The sequence below is a fragment of the Arthrobacter ginkgonis genome (genome assembly GCF_039540195.1).
Classification (GTDB): domain Bacteria; phylum Actinomycetota; class Actinomycetes; order Actinomycetales; family Micrococcaceae; genus Zafaria; species Zafaria ginkgonis.
On sequence record NZ_BAABEO010000019.1, the window covers coordinates 397,913 to 414,097 of the forward strand.

Consider the following 16,185-nt stretch of genomic DNA (forward strand, 5'->3'; position numbering starts at 1 on the left):
GACCGGCCGCGCAATGGTGGCCAGTGACCCGTTCCGGCCGCATGCTTGCGGCCGGAACGGGCGGTGGTCAGAGCAGCGAGTCGCGGGTGCGCAGCGCGGCCTGGAGAAGGGCCGCACGGTCGGGTCCCGCGCGCAGGATCTCGCGGCTGCTGGTGCCCAGGATCTGGGGCCAGCAGTCGGCGAACGCGGCCTTCATGTCCGCGCCCGTGGCGCCCTGCGCGCCCAGCCCGGGGGCCAGGATCGGGGCCCGGGTGGCGCCGAGTTCGATCCCCAGCCGGACCAGGTCCGGACCGACAGTCGCCCCGATCACCAGCCCGGTGCTGCCCAAGGCCTCGACCGGGGCGTTCTCGCGGGCCACGGCGGCCACGATCCGGCGGGCGACCGAGTCCCTCCCGCCGACGTGCTGCACCGAGGCGCCCTCCGGATTGGAGGTCAGCCCCAGCACGAACACGCCGCGTCCGGTGGCGGTGGCCAGGTCCAGGGCCGGGCGCAGCGACTCGTAGCCCAGGTACGGGCTCAGGGTCACCGCGTCGGCGGCCAGCGCCGAGCCCTCCCCCAGCCACGCGTCGGCGTAGGCGGCCATGGTGGAGCCGATGTCCCCGCGCTTGGCGTCGGCGATGCTCAGCAGGTCCGCCTGCGCGCAGGCGGCCAGCGTCTCCTCGAGCACGGCGATGCCGCGCGAGCCGTGCCGCTCGTAGAGCGCGACCTGCGGCTTGACCGCGGCGACCTGCCCGGCCACGGCCTCGACGACCGTGAGCGAGAAGGCGCGCAGCCCCTCGGCGTCGTCGGCCAGGCCCCAGCCGGCGAGCAGGCCCGGGTGCGGGTCGATCCCGACGCAGAGCGGACCGCGGGCGGCCATGGCCGCGGCCAGCCGCTGCCCGAACGGGCGGCGGGCGGCGGTGGCCGCCTGCTCCCCGGCGTCGAGGGTGTCAGCGGACTCAGGCATGCGCGGAGGCCTTCAGCCGCGCCTCGTGCTCCTGCAGCGAGGTGACGGACCATTCGAAGCTGCGCATGGCGGTGATCGCCTGGATGGCTGCGCCGAACTCGGCGACCGTGGTGATCACCGGGGTGCCGACCGAGGTCGCCGCCGCGCGGATCTCGTAGCCGTCGCCGCGCGCGTCGCCGCCGGAGGGGGTGTTCAGGATCATGTCGATCTTGCCGTCGGTGATCAGGTCCACGATGTTGTCCTCGCCCTCGGCGCTGCCCTCGCGGACCTTGCGGACCACGGTGGCGGAGATGCCGTTGCGGCGCAGCACCTCGGCCGTGCCGCCGGTGGAGATGATCTCGAAGCCCAGGTCCGCCAGGTGCTTGACCGGGATGACGATCGAGCGCTTGTCGCGGTTGGCGACGGAGACGAACACCTTGCCGGCGGTCGGCAGCGGGTTGTTGGCCGCGGCCTGCGACTTGGCGAACGCGGTGTCGAAGTACTTGTCGATGCCCATGACCTCGCCGGTGGAGCGCATTTCCGGGCCGAGGAGGGAGTCGACGACGCGCCCTTCCGGGGTGCGGAAGCGGGCGAAGGGCAGCACGGCCTCCTTGACCGCGACCGGCGCGTCGGCCGGCAGCGCGGAGCCGTCGCCGGTGGCGGGCAGCAGCCCGTGCTCGGCGCGCAGTTCGGCGATGCTGACCCCGGTGCCGATCAGCGCCGCGGCCTTGGCCATCTGCACGCCGGTGGCCTTGGAGACGAACGGGACGGTGCGGGAGGCGCGCGGGTTGGCCTCGATCACGTACAGCACGTCGGAGGCCAGCGCGAACTGGATGTTGATCAGGCCGCGCACCCCCACGCCTTCGGCGATGGCACGGGTCGCCGCGGCCACGCGGGCGGTGACGTCCGCGCCGAGGGTGATCGGGGGCAGCACGCAGGCGGAGTCGCCGGAGTGGATGCCGGCCTCCTCGATGTGCTCCATGATGCCGCCGACGAAGATGTCGGTGCCGTCGAAGAGGGCGTCGACGTCGATCTCGATCGCGTCCTCGAGGAAGCGGTCCACCAGGACCGGGTGGTCCTCGGTGATCTCGGTGGCGTTGGTGATGTAGCGCAGCAGGTTGGGCTCGTCGTAGACGATCTCCATGCCGCGGCCGCCGAGCACGTAGGACGGGCGCACCAGCACGGGATAGCCGATCTCGTCGGCGACGCGCTTGGCGTCGTCGAAGGACACGGCGGTGCCGTTCTTCGGGGAGATCAGCCCGGCGTTGTCCAGCACGCGCTGGAAGGCACCGCGGTGCTCGGCCAGGTCGATGGCCTCCGGGGAGGTGCCCAGGATCGGGACCCCGGCGTCGGCCAGGTCCTGCGCGAGCTTCAGCGGGGTCTGCCCGCCCAGCTGGACGAACACGCCCAGCACGCCGCCGGTGGCCTGCTCCACGTGGATGACCTCCAGCACGTCCTCGAGGGTGAGCGGTTCGAAGTACAGGCGGGTGGAGACGTCGTAGTCCGTGGAGACGGTTTCCGGGTTGCAGTTGACCATAACGGTCTCGTACCCGGCCTCGCGCAGCGCCATGGTGGCGTGCACGCAGGAGTAGTCGAACTCGATGCCCTGGCCGATGCGGTTCGGGCCGGAGCCGAGGATGATCACCGAGGGCTTCTCGTGGAAGGCGACCTCCGACTCCTCGTCGTAGGAGGAGTAGTGGTACGGGGTGAAGGCCTCGAACTCGGCGGCGCAGGTGTCCACGGTCTTGAAGACCGGGCGGATGCCCAGCGCGTGGCGGACCCCGCGCACGACGGCCTCCGAGTTGTGGGTCAGCGCGGCGATCTGCGCGTCGGAGAAGCCGTGGCGCTTGGCCAGGCGCAGGATGTCCGGGTTCAGCGAGCCGGCGGTGCGGATCTGCTCGGCGGTCTCGTTGATCAGCGCCAGCTGGTCCAGGTACCACGGGTCGATGCCGGTGGCCTCGTAGATCCGCTCGATGCCGGCCCCGCCCAGCAGGGCGCGCTGCACGCGGTAGATGCGGTCGGTGCTGCCCTTGCGCGAGCCCTCGATGAGCTCATCGATCTCCGCCTCGTCCGGCACGGAGAAGGACAGCTCCGAGCCCTTCTGCTCCAGCGAACGCAGCGCCTTCTGCAGGGCCTCGGTGAAGTTGCGCCCGATCGCCATGGCCTCGCCGACGGACTTCATGGTGGTGGTCAGCGTCTTGTCCGCGGCCGGGAACTTCTCGAACGCGAAGCGCGGAACCTTCACGACCACGTAGTCCAGGGTCGGCTCGAAGGAGGCCGGGGTCTTGAGGGTGATGTCGTTCGGGATCTCGTCCAGGGTGTAGCCCAGCGAGAGCTTGGTCGCGATCTTGGCGATGGCGAAGCCGGTGGCCTTGGATGCCAGCGCCGAGGAGCGGGAGACGCGCGGGTTCATCTCGATCACCACGACGCGGCCGGTGTCCGGCTCGATCGCGAACTGGATGTTGCAGCCGCCGGTGTCGACGCCGACCTCGCGGATGACCGCGATGGCGATGTCGCGCAGGTTCTGGTACTCGCGGTCGGTCAGGGTCATGGCCGGGGCGACGGTGATCGAGTCGCCGGTGTGCACGCCGACCGGGTCGAAGTTCTCGATGGAGCACACGACGACGACGTTGTCGTTCTTGTCGCGCATCATCTCCAGCTCGTACTCCTTCCAGCCGAGGATGGACTCCTCCAGGAGCACCTCGGTGGTGGGCGAGTACTGCAGGCCGGCGCCGGCGATGCGGCGCAGGTCCTCGGGGTTGTAGGCCATGCCCGAACCCAGGCCGCCCATGGTGAAGGAGGGGCGCACCACGACCGGGTAGTTGAGCTCCTCGACGGCCGCGAAGGCCTCGTCCATGGTGTGGACGATGACGGACTTGGCCGACTCGGCGCCGCAGCGCTCCACGACGCCCTTGAACTTCTCGCGGTCCTCGCCGAGTTCGATGGCCTCGATGTTGGCGCCGATCAGCTCCACGCCGTACTTCTCCAGCACGCCGTTCTTGTCCAGGGCGATCGCGGTGTTCAGCGCGGTCTGCCCGCCCAGGGTCGGCAGGACGGCGTCCGGGCGCTCCTTGGCGATGATCTTCTCGACGACCTCCGGGGTGATCGGCTCGACGTAGGTGGCGTCGGCGAACTCGGGGTCGGTCATGATGGTGGCCGGGTTGGAGTTGACGAGGATGACGCGCAGGCCCTCCTCCTTCAGGACCCGCAGGGCCTGGGTGCCGGAGTAGTCGAACTCCGCGGCCTGGCCGATGACGATCGGGCCGGACCCGATGACCAGGACGGACTTGAGGTCTTCGCGCTTGGGCATTACTTCTCTCCCTTGGAATCGGCGGCGGCGCCGGTCTTGGCCTGGGCCATGACGTCGATGAAGCGGTCAAAGAGGTAGGCCGAGTCGTGCGGACCCGAGGCGGCCTCCGGGTGGTACTGGACGGAGAAGGCCGGGATGTCCAGGCAGCGCAGCCCCTCGACGACCTGGTCGTTGAGGCTCACGTGGGACACCTCGACGCGGCCGAACCGGGCCTCCGGCGCGGTCACGGCGCCCTCCAGCGGGGCGTCGACGGCGAAGCCGTGGTTCTGGCTGGTGATCTCCACCTTGCCGGTGGTGCGGTCCATGACCGGCTGGTTGATGCCGCGGTGGCCGTAGCGCAGCTTGTAGGTCCCGAAGCCGAGGGCGCGGCCGAGGATCTGGTTGCCGAAGCAGATGCCGAAGAACGGCACCTTGCGGTCCAGGACCTCGCGCAGCAGGCCCACCTGGGTATCGGCGGTGGCGGGGTCGCCGGGGCCGTTGGAGACGAACACGCCGTCCGGGTTTACGGCCAGGACGTCCTCGAGGGTGGAGGCGGCGGGCAGCACGTGCACGCGCACCCCGCGCTCGGCGAAGCGCTTCGGAGTCATGGACTTGATGCCCAGGTCCAGCGCGGCGATGGTGTAGAGGGGCTCGCCCGTCCACCCGAAGTCCGCCGGCTCGACGGTGTAGGCCGCGTCGATGCTGACCTCTTCGGCCAGGCGGGAACCCTTCATGGACGCCTGCGCCTTGACCGTCTCCAGCAGCTCGGCCTCGGGGCGGGCCGCGTCGGCGCCGGAGAAGATGCCGGCCTTCATGGCCCCGCGCTCGCGCAGGTGGCGGGTGATGGCGCGGGTGTCGACGCCCTGGATCCCGACGACGCCCTGCTCGACGAGCTCCTCGTCGAGGGAGCGCTCGGAGCGCCAGTTGGAGGGGCGGCGGGCCGCGTCGCGGACGACGTAGCCGGCGACCCAGATGCGGCGGGACTCGGCGTCCTCGCGGTTCACGCCGGTGTTGCCGATGTGCGGGGCCGTCTGGACGACGAGCTGGCGGGCGTAGGAGGGGTCGGTGATCGTCTCCTGGTAGCCGGTCATGCCGGTGGCGAACACGGCCTCGCCCAGGGCGGTGCCGGTTGCTCCGTAGCCGCGGCCGCGGAAGACGCGTCCGTCCTCGAGCACCAGGACTGCTGGCTCGGTGGTGGTCTGTGCGGTCACTGGTTTTCCTTCTTTGCTGCGGTGTGGTGTGCCGGGTGGTTCGTGGTTCCGGCCGATGCCGGAAGGATGCCGTTCAGGGCCGCGACCAGCGCGGACCGGTCGGCGTGGTGGCGGGGCCGGAAGCCGGTGTCGACCCCCTGGCCGCCCAGGGTCCAGCCGATGACCAGCAGGCCGTCCTTTTCGACGAACTTGCCGGCCATGCCGGATTCGAGGCGGACGCCGGTCAGGGCGGCCGCCGGGATGAACAGGTCGGAGGCGCCGGAGCGGCGCAGCACGGCGCCCTGGTCGACGATCTCCAGGACAGCGCCGGTGCGCAGCCCCAGCGAGTGGGTGGCGATGCGGTCCAGCCAGTCCCCCGCCGTCGTGGTGCAGATGTACTGGCCGTCGGCGACGGCCAGCGGGGCGCCGAGGACGGTGGGGACCTCGGGCGGGGCGGCGACGCCGGCCTGGCGGCGCAGGCGGTTCCTCCACCCCAGCCCCATCAGGGCCAGGAGAAGGGCGATCACCGCGACGGTGACCAGAAGCGCTGGAAGGTACTGCATGCCTACGCCTCGCCGTCCAGCGGGACCGGAGTGTTCAGGGCGCCGTCGAGCACGGTCGGGTGGCCGCGGAAGAAGGTGGCGACCACCGCGCCGGGCAGTTCCAGGCCTCGGAACGGCGAGTTGCGGCCCTTGGTGGCCATCCGGGCCGGGTCCACCGTCCAGCGCGCGGCCGGGTCCACCAGCACCAGGTTCGCCGGTTCGCCGGCGGCCAGCGGGCCGCCCTGGTCCTCGAGCCGGCCGATGGTGGCCGGGACGGTGGAGGTGATGCGGGCGAAGTCGGCCCAGGTGATCAGGCCGGTCTCGATCATGGCGTGCTGGACCACGGACAGGGCGGTCTCCAGCCCGGTCATGCCCATCGCCGCCTGTGCCCACTCGCATTCCTTGGACTCGCTCGGGTGCGGGGCGTGGTCGGTGCCGATGACGTCGATGGTGCCGTCGGCCAGGGCCGCGCGCAACGCCATGACGTCCTCTTCGCGGCGCAGCGGCGGGTTGACCTTGTAGACCGGGTCGTAGGTGCGCACCAGTTCGTCGGTGAGCAGCAGGTGGTGCGGGGTGACCTCCGCGGTGACCTGGATGCCGCGCTCCTTGGCCCAGCGGATGATCTCGACGCTGCCCTTGGTGGAGACGTGGCAGACGTGCAGGCGCGAACCGACGTGCTGGGCCAGCAGCACGTCGCGGGCGATGATGGACTCCTCCGCGACGGCGGGCCAGCCGGCCAGGCCGAGCACCGCGGAGACCTCGCCCTCGTTCATCTGGGCGCCCTCGGTGAGGCGCGGTTCCTGAGCGTGCTGGGCGATGACGCCGTCGAACGCCTTGACGTACTCGAGCGCGCGGCGCATCAGCACGGGGTCGGACACGCAGATGCCGTCGTCGGAGAAGACGCGCACGCGGGCCCGGGAATCGGCCATGGCGCCGAGTTCGGACAGGCGTTCCCCACCCAGGCCGACGGTGACGGCGCCGACGGGGCGCACGTCGACCCAGCCGCTGCGCCGGCCCAGGCTCCAGACCTGCTCGACGACGCCGGCGGTGTCGGCGACGGGGTTGGAGTTGGCCATGGCGTGCACGGCGGTGAAGCCGCCCAGGGCAGCGGCGCGGGTGCCGGTCTCCACCGTCTCGGCGTCTTCGCGGCCGGGCTCGCGCAGGTGGGTGTGCAGGTCGACCAGGCCCGGCAGCGCGACCAGGCCGTCGGCCTCGATCACGGTGGCGGCGGCCGCGCGCGCGTCAGCGGCGGCGTCGGGTCCGACGGCGGCGATGCGGCCGTCGCTGAGAAGGAGGTCGGCGGTGGTTTCGGCGAGCAGGGAGGCGCCGCGAATCAGGTAGTCGCCGGTGGTGGGGGTGGTGGTCATGATCAGCCTTGGGTCTAGTTCGCGGTGCGCTGCTGGTCGCCGGACAGGAGGAGGTAGAGGACGGCCATGCGCACGGCGACGCCGTTGCTGACCTGGTCGAGGATGGCGGAGCGGGCCGAGTCGGCGGCGCCGGAGGAGATCTCCAGGCCCCGGTTCATCGGGCCGGGGTGCAGGATGAGCGTGTTGGCCAGCCCGTGGGCGTCCAGCGCGTCCAGCCGGGCGTCGTCGAAGCCCCAGCGGCGCGAGTATTCGCGGGCGTTGGGGAAGAACGCGGCGTTCATGCGTTCGGCCTGGACGCGCAGCATCATCACGGCGTCGGGGCCGGCGGCCAGGGCGTCGTCGAGGTCGTAGTTGATGGTGCACGGCCAGCTGTCGGCGGCGACCGGCAGCAGGGTCGGCGGGGCCACCATGGTGACCTCGGCGCCGAGGGTGCGCAGCAGCCACAGGTTGGAGCGGGCCACGCGGGAGTGCAGGATGTCCCCGACGATCGCGATCTTCATGCCGGCCAGGTCGGTGCCCAGCGAGCCGGTGCCGTTGGCCTTGGCCCAGTGGCGGCGCAGCGTGAACGCGTCCAGCAGCGCCTGGGTGGGGTGTTCGTGGGTGCCGTCGCCGGCGTTGACCACCGGGGCGTCGATCCAGTCGGTGGCGGCCAGCCGGGCCGGGGCGCCGGAGGCCCAGTGGCGGATGACGACGGCGTCGGCGCCGATTGCCTGCAGCGTCTGCGCGGTGTCCTTGAGGGACTCGCCCTTGGAAACGGAGGAGCCCTTGGCCGCGAAGTTGATGACGTCGGCGGAGAGCCGCTTGGCCGCGGCCTCGAAGGAGATGCGCGTGCGGGTGGAGTCCTCGAAGAACAGGTTCACCACGGTGCGCCCGCGCAGGGCGGGAAGCTTCTTGACCTCGCGGGTGCCGACCGCCGCCATCTCCTCGGCGATGTCCAGGATGCGGATCGCGTCGTCGCGGGACAGGTCAAGGGTGGAAAGTAGGTGCTTCATGCCTGCCCTTCAATGGCTACTTCGTTCAGCGGCAGGCCGTTGGCTGTGTCGACCTCGCCGAGCCGCACGCGGACCTTTTCGCTGGTCGCGGTGGGCAGGTTCTTGCCGACGTGGTCGGCGCGGATGGGCAGCTCGCGGTGGCCGCGGTCGACGAGGACGGCCAGGCGGACGATGCGCGGGCGGCCGAGGTCGGCGATGGCGTCCAGGGCGGCGCGGATGGTGCGCCCGGAGTAGAGGACGTCGTCCACCAGCACCACGACCTTGCCGTCGATGCCGCCGGCGGGCAGGTTCGTCGGGGACGGGGTGCGGGCGGTGCTGTGGCGCAGGTCGTCCCGGTACATGGTGACGTCGAGCTGGCCGACGATCGCCGTGGGGTCGGTGCCCGGCTCGGCGGCCGCGATGCGCTGGGCGATGCGCTGGGCCAGGGGGAAGCCGCGGCGCGGGATGCCCAGCAGGACCAGGTCCTGCACGCCCTTGTTGGCTTCGATGATTTCGTGCGCGATGCGCGTAAGCGCGCGATCGATGTCGCCCCCGGACAGCACGGTCCGGGCGCTCTTCGGCTGTGATTCACTGGTTCGCTGGGTCGCGTCGCCGGTGTCCATGGCCGCCTCCTTCCCCGCCTCACGGGACGGAATTTAAAGGTTGACTGCTCCCTAAGAAAACTATCACAGCGCCGCGGGCCCCCCGGCGGTGCCGCGTGAGCGATACCTCACAGGGTCCCGGCGGGTCCGTGCGTTTGCCGCATGTGCGATCCTTCGCTCGCGGGCAAGCCCCGCCCCGGCCCCCTCCCGCAAGCGGCCCGGCTGGGGACGCCGCAAAGGCCCGGTCCCCGCGAGGGGCCGGGCCTTCGTGGCCGAACAGGGCCTTCGCGGCCGGGACGTCAGGCGAGCAGCGTGGGCTTGAGCTGCTGCAGCCGGCCCAGGAGGCCGTTGACGTACTCGGGCGAATCGTCCGTGGAGAGGACCTTCGCCAGCTCGACGGCCTCGGACACGGCCACGCCGTCCGGGACGTCGTCGTTGAAAAGCAGCTCCCAGGCGCCGATGCGCAGCACGGTGCGGTCCACCGCCGGCATGCGCTCCAGCGTCCAGCCCCGGGCGTAGGTGCCGAGGATCTCGTCGATCCGGTCCAGATGGGACATCACGCCCTCGACCAGGACCACCGTGTACTCGTTGATGATCTGGTCGGTCGCCTCGCGGCGCAGGCGCAGCACCTCAAGCGGGGAAACGTCCCGCTGCTCGGCTTCGAACAGGATGTCCAGGGCCCGGCGGCGGGCCTTGGTGCGGGCACTGCTCACTAGCTGACACGCCCCAGGTAGTCGCCGGTGCGGGTGTCGACCTTGACCTTGGTGTTCTGCTCGACGAACAGCGGCACCTGGATCTCGTAGCCGGTCTCCAGCGTGGCCGGCTTGGTGCCGGCGGAGGAGCGGTCGCCCTGCAGGCCCGGCTCGGTGTAGGTGATCTCCAGGACCACCGACGGCGGCAGTTCGATGTACAGCGGGGAGCCCTCGTACATCGCGATGACGGCGGTCTGGTTCTCCAGCATGAAGTTCTTGGCGTCGCCGACGGTCTCGGCCGGCACGTGAATCTGGTCGTAGTCGCTGGTGTCCATGAAGACGTAGTCGGTGCCGTCCTGGTACAGGTACTGGTAGTCGCGGCGGTCGACCGTGGCGGTCTCGATCTTCAGGCCGGCGTTGAACGTCTTGTCGACGACCTTGCCGGACATCACGTTGCGCATCTTGGTGCGGACGAACGCGCCGCCCTTGCCCGGCTTGACGTGCTGGAACTCGATGATGTTCCACAGCTGGCCCTCGAGCTTGAGGATCGTTCCGTTCTTGATGTCGTTGGTCGTCGCCACGTGCACTCTCCCTGTATTCGCCGCGCTCCGTCCGAAGGCGGAACCTTGCGCCGGGTGGGGCGCAGGCGTGTTTGTCAAAAATCCAGAGTCTATTCTACCCCACGGCCGGCGCGGGCCTCTGCGGCGGCCAGTGCCCGGCGGCTGGAATCGATCAGCCGCTCCGGTTCCCCCGCCGCCTCGCGCAGGGCCAGGGCGGCCCGGAAGCGGGTGGAGGCGGCGAGGAAGTCGCCGGTGGCGAAGTACATGGTGCCCAGGTTCTGCTCGATCACGGCCTCGTGCTCGGTGCCCGCGCACTCGTCCACCATGGCCCGCAGCCAGTGCAGCGCGCGCTCGGGGTTGCCGCTGACCCGCAGCACCTGCATGTCCAGGATCTTCAGGGCGAAGTTCTTCGGCTCGGCCAGGCGGGCCTCGGCGAGCAGATCGGCTGCGCCGACGGCGTCGCCGCGAGCCAGCAGCACCACGATCCGGCTTTCGGTGTCGCCCCCGGCCAGGGTGGCCTCGGCCGCCGCCTCGTCGACGATCACCGGAAGCATCGTCTCCGGGTCGACGCCGACGCCGGCGACGGCGGATTCGATCCACTCGCCGGGGGCGCTCATTCCGCGATTTCCTGGTAGGCGGCGAAGAGCAGGGAGGTGTCGGGGACCTCGAGGATCCCCGGCTTGGCCAGGTCGTCAAGGACCACGAAGCGCAGCAGGTCGCCGCGGGACTTCTTGTCCCGGCGCATGCCGTCCAGCAGGGCGGCCCAGCGGTCGCGGCGGTAGCTGGTGGGCAGCCCCAGCAGGGTCAGGATCTCCTTGTGGCGGTCCGCCACCTCGTCCGAAAGGCGTCCGACCGAACGGGCCAGCTCCGCGGCGAAAACCAGGCCGATCGACACCGCGGCCCCGTGCCGCATCTGGTAGCGCTCGGCCAGCTCGATCGCGTGTCCCAGGGTGTGCCCGTAGTTGAGGAACTCGCGCCGGCCCGATTCGCGCAGGTCGGTGGAGACCACCTCGGCCTTGACCCGGATGGAGCGCTCGATGATCTCGCGCAGCTCCTCGGTGCCGGCGGTGGTGGACGCCTCGGGGTTGCGTTCGATGAGGGAGAGGATTTCCGGGTCGGCGATGAACCCGCACTTGACGGATTCGGCCAGGCCGGTGACCAGTTCGTTGCGCGGCAGCGTCTGCAGCGCGTCCAGGTCCACCAGCACGCCCGCGGGCGGGTGGAATGCGCCGACCAGGTTCTTGCCCTCGGCCGTGTTGATGCCGGTCTTGCCGCCCACGGAGGCGTCGACCATGCCCAGCAGGCTGGTGGGGATGTGGACGACCTTGACCCCGCGCAGCCACGTGGCGGCCACGAAGCCGGCGACGTCGGTGACGGCGCCGCCGCCGACCGCGACGACGGCGTCGGAACGGGTGAAGTCGTTCTGCCCCAGCACCTGCCAGCAGAACGCGGCGACCTGGATGTGCTTGCCCTCCTCGGCGTCGGGAATCTCGGCGGTGAACGCCTGGATCCCCGCGGCGTCCAGGTCGGCCTTCACGGCGTCGCCGGTGGTGCGCAGGGCGCGCGGGTGGATGACCAGGACCTTGCGGACGCGTTCGCCGAGCATGCCCGGGAGCAGTCCGAGCAGCCCGTGGCCCACGACGACGTCGTAGTTCTCCGCGGGCGTGGAGCCCGTGACGGAAATCGTGGTGGCCTGGGTGTTCATCTGGGGTCCCTCCGTGCAGGGTCGGTAAGTGCGGGGTCGGTAAGCGCGGCATCGGTACGACGCCGGTACGCGTCGACGATTGCCTGCGCCAGTTCCGCGGGGGTGGCCCCGCGGGTGTCGATGGTCAGCTGCGCGCAGTCGCGGTAGAGCGGCTCGCGGACGGCGAAGATGTCGGTCCAGCGCTGGAGCGCGTCGGTGCCGGCATCCAGCAGCGGCCGCCCGGTGGCGGTGCGCACGCGCGGGGCGACGGTCTCGAGGTCGGTGAGCAGGTAGACGGTGAACCGTCCGGCCAGCAGGGCCCGGTTGGCCGGATCGAGCACCGCTCCCCCGCCGGTCGCCACCACGGTGGGGCCGGCGTCGGCCTGCTCGGCCGCGGCCGCCAGGGCCGCGGACTCGAGCCGGCGGAATCCTGCCTCGCCCTGTTCGGCGAAGATCCCGGCGATCGGCCCCGCGCCCTGGACGACCTTTTCGTCGGTGTCGACGAATCCGGCCTCCAGCAGCGCGGCCACGGCGCGGCCGACGATCGTCTTGCCCGAGGCCATCGGGCCGACCAGGAAAATTCCCGGCCGCATCAGGAGCGGACCGAGCCCAGCGCCTCAGGGATGCTGTCGACGTAGGCGCGCAGGTTGCGGCGGACCTCGTCGACCGAGTCGCCGCCGAACTTCTCCAGCACGGCCTGGGCCAGCACGAGCGCCACCATGGCCTCGGCGACCACGCCGGCGGCCGGAACCGCGCAGACGTCCGAACGCTGGTGGTGGGCCTTGGCGTCTTCCCCGCTGGCCACGTCGATGGTGCGCAGGGCGCGCGGGACGGTGGCGATCGGCTTCATGGCCGCGCGGACGCGCAGCACGTCGCCGATGCTCATGCCGCCCTCGATGCCGCCGGCGCGGTTGGACACGCGTTCGATCACGCCGTCCTCGGCGCGGACGATCTCGTCGTGGGCGGCCGAGCCGCGGCGGGTGGCGGTCAGGAAGCCGTCCCCGACCTCGACGCCCTTGATCGCCTGGATGCCCATCAGGGCGGCGGCCAGGCGCGCGTCGAGGCGGCGGTCCCAGTGCACGTAGGAGCCCAGTCCCGGCGGCAGGTTGTAGGCGAGGACCTCGACGACGCCACCGAGGGTCTCCCCCTCCTTGTGGGCGGCGTCGACCTCCGCGACCATCGCCTGGGTGGTTTCGGCGTCGAAGCAGCGCAGCGGATCGCTGTCGAGGGCAACGACGTCGGCCGGGCGGGGCAGGGCCGAGCCTTCCGGGGCGGCGACGGTGCCGACTGCGACGGTGTGGCTGACCAGGCGGATGTCCAGGGCCGCAAGGAACTTGGCGGCGACGGTGCCCAGGGCGACGCGGGCCGCGGTTTCACGGGCGCTGGCGCGCTCCAGGACCGGGCGGGCGTCGTCGAAGCCGTACTTCTGCATGCCCGTGAAGTCGGCGTGGCCGGGGCGCGGGCGGGTGAGCGGGGCGTTGCGGGCCAGGTCCTCGAGCAGCTCGGGGTCCACCGGGTCCGCGTTCATGACCTGCTCCCACTTGGGCCATTCGGTATTGCCGACCTCGATGGCAACGGGGCCGCCCTGGGTCAGCCCGTGGCGGACGCCACCGAGGAACCGGACCTCGTCCTGCTCGAACTTCATGCGGGCTCCGCGCCCGTAGCCCAGCCGGCGGCGGGCCAGCGCATCACGCACGTCCTGCGAGCTCAGTTCGACGCCCGCGGGCATTCCTTCGACGATTCCAACCAGTGCGGGCCCATGTGATTCGCCCGCGGTCAACCAACGCAACATGCCCTCCATACTGCCACGGACCGGCTCTACGATGCGGGGCAGGGCAGGTCCACTGCGTCACACATCACGTTTGTGACACGTTCCCAGTCGGCGTCCGCGGCGCCGGTGAACAGGCGCACCTGGTCCACGGCCTGGTGCACCAGCATGGACAGGCCGCTGACGACCCGCCCGCCGGCCGCCTCCCAGGCGCCGGCGAGGACGCTGGGCCAGGGGTCGTACGCGACGTCCAGCAGCGGGGTGCCCGCGGGCACGGTGGACACGCGCAGCGCCTCGGCCAGGCCGTCGGCGGCGTGCGGGGGCAGCGTGGACACCACGGCCCCGTACTCCCCCAGCCGCTGGCCGGCCTCCCCCGCGGAGACCGCCCGGCCTTCGATGCCCAGGGCCGCGGCCAGGGCCAGGACCCCCGCCGCGCGGGACGGGGTCCGCACCACGTAGTCGATGGACGCGGCACCCAGTTGCGCCAGGGCCTCGGTGGCGGCCGCCGCGGTGCCGCCGGCGCCGAGGACCGCGGCCCGGGAAAGCCGGCTGGTCCCGGCGTCGTGCAGCGCGCGCACGATCCCCGCGACGTCGGTGTTCTCCCCGTGCAGGCGCACCCGCCCGGCGTCATCCCGGGAAACCACCACGGTGTTCAGCACGCCGAGCCGGGCCACCCGGTCGGAGACGGTGTCCATGAGCGGGACCATCACGTGCTTGAAGGGCATGGTGAACGAGCCTCCGCGCCAGCCCGGCTCGCTGCGCAACATCGCCGCGATCCGCGGCGCGTCCGCCTCCCCGCCCTCGATGGCCGTGTAGGCGATGTCGAGGCCGAGCAGGTCGTAGGCGGCGCGGTGCAGGACGGGCGAGCGGCTGTGGCCGATCGGAGAGCCGAAGACCGCGGCCCGTCCCTGCGCTGGGGCGCTCACTTGCAGACGTCCGCGTTGGCGGCGCACCACTGGCGGAACTGCTCCTGGTTGACCAGGTGTTCGGCGTAGGTGCGGGCGAACTTGGTTTCGCCGGTCGTCGAATCCACGGTGACCCAGTAGTAGTAGTCGTTCTGCTGCGGGGCGATCGCGGCCTCGATGGCGGTGTTGGCCGGGGAGCCGATCGGGGTCGGCGGCAGGCCGGCGTGCACGTAGGTGTTGTACACGTTGCCGGCGTCGGCCTTCTCCTCGGCGCTCATCTGCAGCGAGTACCGCTTCAGGCCGTAGATCACCGTGGAGTCGACCTGGAGCAGTCCGTTGGTCTCCGTGTTGTCCGGGGACAGGCGGTTCTCCAGCGCGCCGGCGACGGTGGCGTAGTCGGCGGGCAGCGCCTCGGCCTGCAGGATGCTGGCGATCTTCAGGATGCGGTACTGCTCGGCGGGGTCGGTGACGCCCTGGTCGGTGAGTTCCTTCAGCGTGGCGTCGACCATCAGCTTCAGGATCCCCTTCGCGTCGGTGTCCACGGGGAACCGGTACTCGCCCGGGTGCAGGTAGCCCTCCAGGGTCTGGATCGAACCGTCCAGTCCGAACTGTTCGGGTTGCTCGTTGAGCTTTGCCAGTTCGGCGACGCCGATGCCGGTTGCGGTGCTGATTTCCTCGAAAACGGCGTCGGTGCGCACGTTCTGCTTGATGGCCACGTAGTGGACCTTGGCGGCGTCCTCGCCGACCAGCGTGGTGGCGGCGTCGATCGCGCGCATCTGGTACTTGAGCTGGTAGTCGCCGGGGTGGATTTCCTTGCTCTCGGCCTCCACCTGGCCCAGGGCCTCGAGGAAGAGGTCCTCGCCGGCGACGATGTCCTGCTCGGCCAGGCGGCGGCCGATCTGGATCGGTCCCCAGCCGTTCTGGACGGTGAAGGTGACCTCTCCGGTTCCCGGCCCGGGGTAGTCCACGGCCGGGGTGGGGATGATCTGCTTGATGAAGGTGGCCATGCCGATGACCCCGACCACGAAGATGCCCAGGACCGTCAGCATGACGATGTTGCGCCGGCGCCGGCGCTGCTGGCGCACGCGCGGGGCGCTGCGGTGGCCGGGAAGGAAGACGTGCTCGCGGCCGTGGCCGTCGTCGTACCCCTCGTCCCGGACGTGCCCGGAGTCGGCGTCGTGGGTGCCGCCGGAGGCGGCGTCGCCGTCCGCGGCGGGCTGGGTGCGGCCCACATGCCCGAGCCGGACGGTATGGGCGTCGACCTCGTGGTGGCCGTGGTCGTGGCGGCCGCTGCGGGGAGGCTGGGACGGCGGGTCGGGGTGGCGCTCCGGCTCGGAGGAGGCGGAAACGCGGGCCGGAGGCCGTTCCAGCGTCTGGAGGGGGCTATCCGCCGTCTCCTGCGCACGGGCGAGCCGCGCCCTGCGGCGAGGCGAGGCCACCTCGGCCGCCAGGGGCACTGCGGCCACCGGCATGGTGGCCGCCGGCACGGCGTCCGGGACGCCCGCATCCGGCGCGGAGGGGGACGGGGCGTCCTGTCCGGACGCCGCCAGGTCCTCCCCGGCGGCGTCGAACGGAGCGGTCGGCTCAAGCCGGCGCCGGCCGGTGGGTAACCGGCGGAAGGGCGGGCCCGACTGCTCGGATGCCGCACCGGCGCTGTTCTGGGGGTACCTCTCGATCACGGGGAGCCGTC

15 protein-coding genes are annotated in these 16,185 nt (G+C 71.4%); all 15 read right to left on the reverse strand.

Features of this window, described 5'->3' with window-relative positions; translation table 11 throughout:
* Positions 1–67: 67 nt before the first annotated feature.
* Positions 68–946: an orotidine-5'-phosphate decarboxylase gene (gene pyrF, locus ABD912_RS14915; protein WP_345151907.1), complete on the reverse strand. Its 879-nt coding sequence runs from the start codon at positions 944–946 to the stop codon at positions 68–70.
* Positions 939–4,235, reverse strand: a complete 3,297-nt coding sequence (gene carB, locus ABD912_RS14920; protein WP_345151908.1) for a carbamoyl-phosphate synthase large subunit — start codon at positions 4,233–4,235, stop codon at positions 939–941. The genes pyrF and carB overlap by 8 nt, the downstream gene beginning before the upstream one ends.
* Positions 4,235–5,425 (reverse strand): glutamine-hydrolyzing carbamoyl-phosphate synthase small subunit, encoded by a 1,191-nt coding sequence (carA, locus tag ABD912_RS14925; protein ID WP_345151910.1) that lies wholly within the window; start codon positions 5,423–5,425, stop codon positions 4,235–4,237. The genes carB and carA overlap by 1 nt, the downstream gene beginning before the upstream one ends.
* Positions 5,422–5,967: a PH-like domain-containing protein gene (locus ABD912_RS14930; protein WP_345151912.1), complete on the reverse strand. Its 546-nt coding sequence runs from the start codon at positions 5,965–5,967 to the stop codon at positions 5,422–5,424. The genes carA and ABD912_RS14930 overlap by 4 nt, the downstream gene beginning before the upstream one ends.
* A gap of 2 nt (positions 5,968–5,969) precedes the next feature.
* A complete protein-coding gene (locus tag ABD912_RS14935) occupies positions 5,970–7,313 on the reverse strand; it encodes a dihydroorotase (RefSeq protein WP_345151914.1) in 1,344 nt (447 codons plus the stop codon).
* 14 nt (positions 7,314–7,327) lie between these two features.
* Entirely contained in the window at positions 7,328–8,305 is a 978-nt protein-coding gene (locus ABD912_RS14940) for an aspartate carbamoyltransferase catalytic subunit (protein ID WP_345151916.1), read from the reverse strand.
* A complete protein-coding gene (gene pyrR / locus ABD912_RS14945; RefSeq protein ID WP_345151918.1) occupies positions 8,302–8,907 on the reverse strand; it encodes a bifunctional pyr operon transcriptional regulator/uracil phosphoribosyltransferase PyrR in 606 nt (201 codons plus the stop codon). The genes ABD912_RS14940 and pyrR overlap by 4 nt, the downstream gene beginning before the upstream one ends.
* A gap of 278 nt (positions 8,908–9,185) precedes the next feature.
* Positions 9,186–9,599, reverse strand: coding sequence for a transcription antitermination factor NusB (gene nusB, locus ABD912_RS14950; protein WP_345151919.1), 414 nt, complete (start codon positions 9,597–9,599; stop codon positions 9,186–9,188).
* A complete protein-coding gene (gene efp, locus ABD912_RS14955; RefSeq protein WP_345151920.1) occupies positions 9,599–10,159 on the reverse strand; it encodes an elongation factor P in 561 nt (186 codons plus the stop codon). The genes nusB and efp overlap by 1 nt, the downstream gene beginning before the upstream one ends.
* 89 nt (positions 10,160–10,248) lie before the next feature.
* Positions 10,249–10,755, reverse strand: coding sequence for a tetratricopeptide repeat protein (locus tag ABD912_RS14960; RefSeq protein ID WP_345151921.1), 507 nt, complete (start codon positions 10,753–10,755; stop codon positions 10,249–10,251).
* Entirely contained in the window at positions 10,752–11,843 is a 1,092-nt protein-coding gene (gene aroB, locus ABD912_RS14965; RefSeq protein WP_345151923.1) for a 3-dehydroquinate synthase, read from the reverse strand. Before aroB ends, ABD912_RS14960 begins: the two co-directional genes overlap by 4 nt.
* Positions 11,840–12,415: a shikimate kinase gene (locus ABD912_RS14970; protein ID WP_345151926.1), complete on the reverse strand. Its 576-nt coding sequence runs from the start codon at positions 12,413–12,415 to the stop codon at positions 11,840–11,842. Before ABD912_RS14970 ends, aroB begins: the two co-directional genes overlap by 4 nt.
* Positions 12,415–13,614, reverse strand: coding sequence for a chorismate synthase (gene aroC / locus ABD912_RS14975; protein WP_345151928.1), 1,200 nt, complete (start codon positions 13,612–13,614; stop codon positions 12,415–12,417). Before aroC ends, ABD912_RS14970 begins: the two co-directional genes overlap by 1 nt.
* A 26-nt stretch (positions 13,615–13,640) precedes the next feature.
* Positions 13,641–14,516, reverse strand: a complete 876-nt coding sequence (locus ABD912_RS14980) for a shikimate dehydrogenase family protein (protein ID WP_345151930.1) — start codon at positions 14,514–14,516, stop codon at positions 13,641–13,643.
* Positions 14,513–16,174: an endolytic transglycosylase MltG gene (mltG, locus tag ABD912_RS14985; RefSeq protein WP_345151932.1), complete on the reverse strand. Its 1,662-nt coding sequence runs from the start codon at positions 16,172–16,174 to the stop codon at positions 14,513–14,515. The genes ABD912_RS14980 and mltG overlap by 4 nt, the downstream gene beginning before the upstream one ends.
* Positions 16,175–16,185: the final 11 nt, after the last annotated feature.

Excerpts from the sequence above, each read along its gene's own strand:
- pyrF (WP_345151907.1), bottom strand. The coding sequence starts at position 946 with ATGCCTGAGTCCGCTGACACCCTCGACGCCGGGGAGCAGGCGGCCACC.
- carB (WP_345151908.1), bottom strand. The coding sequence starts at position 4,235 with ATGCCCAAGCGCGAAGACCTCAAGTCCGTCCTGGTCATCGGGTCCGGC.
- ABD912_RS14930 (WP_345151912.1), bottom strand. The coding sequence starts at position 5,967 with ATGCAGTACCTTCCAGCGCTTCTGGTCACCGTCGCGGTGATCGCCCTT.
- ABD912_RS14935 (WP_345151914.1), bottom strand. The coding sequence starts at position 7,313 with ATGACCACCACCCCCACCACCGGCGACTACCTGATTCGCGGCGCCTCC.
- ABD912_RS14940 (WP_345151916.1), bottom strand. The coding sequence starts at position 8,305 with ATGAAGCACCTACTTTCCACCCTTGACCTGTCCCGCGACGACGCGATC.
- pyrR (WP_345151918.1), bottom strand. The coding sequence starts at position 8,907 with ATGGACACCGGCGACGCGACCCAGCGAACCAGTGAATCACAGCCGAAG.
- ABD912_RS14960 (WP_345151921.1), bottom strand. The coding sequence starts at position 10,755 with ATGAGCGCCCCCGGCGAGTGGATCGAATCCGCCGTCGCCGGCGTCGGC.
- aroB (WP_345151923.1), bottom strand. The coding sequence starts at position 11,843 with ATGAACACCCAGGCCACCACGATTTCCGTCACGGGCTCCACGCCCGCG.
- ABD912_RS14970 (WP_345151926.1), bottom strand. The coding sequence starts at position 12,415 with ATGCGGCCGGGAATTTTCCTGGTCGGCCCGATGGCCTCGGGCAAGACG.
- aroC (WP_345151928.1), bottom strand. The coding sequence starts at position 13,614 with ATGTTGCGTTGGTTGACCGCGGGCGAATCACATGGGCCCGCACTGGTT.